General features: G+C 47.0%; 2 protein-coding genes. Both read right to left on the bottom strand.

The genetic code is table 11. The features are described 5' to 3' along the window. Entirely contained in the window at positions 1-531 is a 531-nt protein-coding gene (locus PT964_RS26295; RefSeq protein ID WP_274366325.1) for a transposase, read from the bottom strand. Between the two features lie 67 nt (positions 532-598). Then, entirely contained in the window at positions 599-1600 is a 1002-nt protein-coding gene (locus tag PT964_RS26290; RefSeq protein WP_274366324.1) for a transposase, read from the bottom strand. Between the last annotated feature and the right edge of the window lie 84 nt (positions 1601-1684).

Raw genomic sequence — 1684 nt, 5'->3', positions numbered from 1 at the left:
CTACGACGGCATGTTTAACGAACAATCATTGTTCCAAAGGTTTTCTAGGTTTTTTAAATAAAACTGAGGGTCGCGTCTAAAACGTTTGCGTGCAACGCTGTCACTCAAGCGATCGCTCCATTTGTCTTTTTGTTTTCTGTAGTCGGCATAGTCTACCATCTGAAATCGAGCAATAAGGTTTTCCTGTTTTAATCCATCATCTACAAGTACGACCAACTCGCCGTTCCGAAGTATATGTTCGTTCCAACTGCGAAGACCTGTCATTCGGCGATGACGTGTCTTCGTAGCTCGAAAGAAGCGTTCTAAGTCGTTGTTTGTTCTCGGCACATGGTAATGGTCGTAACACGTAAACAACCCTTTCCAGAAGCCTTTGCTGTAACTAAGCAAATTTTTCACCATAGCTGCATCGGCTTCGTCCGTGTAGGTAATCTCCACCCAGTCCAAAAGCTTTTGCATTTCCCACTCAACCGTTTGGCTGGTCTTATCCATGCTCGGTTCTAAAATGGCAGCGATATGCCGAAGCGGCTTCATCCAGCGGGCGACCGCCTCGAACTGTTGCTGTAGCGCGTCTACCTTACTGAATATTCTGAAAACACTTTTAAGTAGAGTGGCCCCCTTTTTTATCCAAGCATTTTTGAAGAGATGCTTGAATGGCTTGTGCTTGTTCGTAGATGCGCATTCCGGGTAAATCGAGTGGAGGATTACCGTCCTCCAGGAGCAGAGCGCGTACGGCTGCAACATATCCCTTGGCAATCGTTGCTTCCGGTGAATCGGTTTGCTCGATTTTTCGCTCAACGTCGCGGATACCGCGCATGCTTTTCTTCAACTCGGTCTTTAACTTCCTGTCAACGTCTACAACCGGTTTGGCGATGTCCTTTAAATAATGGTACTGACAATATTGGTAAGGGACATCGGGCAACAGCGCCTCCATGGCAAGCCGGATGGAATGTTGACCGTCGCTGATGATCCCGACGATTGGAAAACCTAGATCGATAATAGGTTGAATGAGTGTCTGTAATTCAACGGATGAACCGCTCTTCATGTTCTTGGCCATTAGTACCGTGCCACTGAATACTTCACGGATCACATACAAAGTCTCGTTGCCTTTCTCGGGTTGGACACCATCCATCGATAGGATGATACCGCCATTTTGTTCCGTCACTTCGGCAAGCACTTTCTGTGTATGTTCCGTGAGACTGGCAGCAAGAAGGGTCTGGTACCGTTCGTACAAGTTTTGCACACCGCGTTCGGATGCCTGTACACCACGGGCATTCAGCTCGTCTGCGATTTCTTTCCGGGTCATATGGCGTTTAAAACGAAGTTCGCCAACAAGACAAATCACGTCAAAGCCGTAAGGCGAGTGCTTCATGCTGATTGCCTCTGCCTCTGCCGATTTGTAGTGCACGCCTTGTTTTGGGCAATCCGAATTTTCGCAGCGGTATGCCATACTCCATACATGAACGACTTCTTTCAGAGTCGCGATCTTCTTATTCCATGCGGTATGCGAACGGCGTAATTTTTGACCGCAATGTGGACAGTTTTTCTGTTCAGGTCTTAAGTACACTTTTCGTTGTGGTTGAAGGCGGTTTTTAGGAAGCAACGTGGCTAACTCCTTTTAAAGTCTGACCACTATTACTTCGACAAACCTTCAGGAAATTCCTGTTAGTTATTCATGCCGTCGTAG

It is taken from the genome of Paenibacillus thermotolerans (assembly GCF_028745515.1).
Classification (GTDB): domain Bacteria; phylum Bacillota; class Bacilli; order Paenibacillales; family YIM-B00363; genus Paenibacillus_AE; species Paenibacillus_AE thermotolerans.
Note: the sequence above shows the minus strand (reverse complement) of the source record. Positions and strands in the feature narration are given on the sequence as shown.

What these genes read in the sequence shown, in the direction of transcription:
- PT964_RS26295 (WP_274366325.1), bottom strand. Translation starts at nt 531, where the DNA reads ATGAAGCCGCTTCGGCATATCGCTGCCATTTTAGAACCGAGCATGGAT.